The sequence below is a fragment of the Streptomyces capoamus genome (assembly GCF_014654935.1).
GTDB lineage: Bacteria > Actinomycetota > Actinomycetes > Streptomycetales > Streptomycetaceae > Streptomyces > Streptomyces capoamus.
Genome location: NZ_BNBF01000011.1, coordinates 111,591 through 112,345, shown reverse-complemented (window position 1 = coordinate 112,345; position 755 = coordinate 111,591). Strand labels below are relative to the sequence as shown.

The 755-nt window shown below is 67.2% G+C and carries 1 protein-coding gene; it reads right to left on the bottom strand.

The genetic code is table 11. The features are described 5' to 3' along the window. Positions 1-493, bottom strand: a 493-nt coding sequence (locus tag IE312_RS40830; protein ID WP_229900112.1) for a hypothetical protein, incomplete at its 3' end; no start/stop codon positions are given. Positions 494-755: the final 262 nt, after the last annotated feature.

Below are 755 nucleotides of genomic sequence, written 5' to 3'. Positions count from 1 at the left end.
CGCCGAGCACCGTGTTCAGGTCGCAGAAGCTCGCGAGGTCCTTGGCGTCCTGGCCCTTCATGGCCATCTTGGTCCACTTCCCGGCCAGCATGTCCACCGCCGCGTCGGTGTCCTCCTTGGACTCGCCCTCGCTCTGGGCGCGCAGGAACTTCTCGTCGTACTTCATGTAGACGCTGCTGCCGGCCCGGACCAGGTCCGCCTTGCCCTGGCCGTCCATGCTGAGGGTGCCGGCGCACTCGCCCTTGCCGTTGAGCGCCATGTCGATGTCGACGGTGCCCTTGCTCTCGTCGTCGTGGATCCGGCCCTTCAGCCGGACGGACGGGGCGCTCGTGGTCGCCTTCAGTGCACGCTCGGTGATCTGGCCGCCGCTCAGTCCCGCGAACGGGCCCTTCGGCTTGCTGTCCGCCGAGTCCTGCCCCGGCAGGCAGCCGGTGGTGAGTCCCGCGGTGGCCGCGGCGGCGAGACAGAGAGCGGCAAGTCCGGTACGACGCATGGCAGTTCCTTGGTGAAAGAGAAATGAGTCAGACGGCCTCCCCTCCGGCGGCCGCTGTTCGCGAGGTCAATAAGATCAGAGCTTGTGAACCGAGTCAACACGGTTCACAGTGATGAGACTGTGCACGGTCGTGAACGTGCAGATCTTGTGTACGCCGGTATGCTCGGCGCACACACGGTACGAGGGGAGCAGGGCCGGTGCAGGACAACGCGACAGAGGTGACCGCAGCCGGTATCGCGCGGCTCGCCGGGGTGGGCCGCGC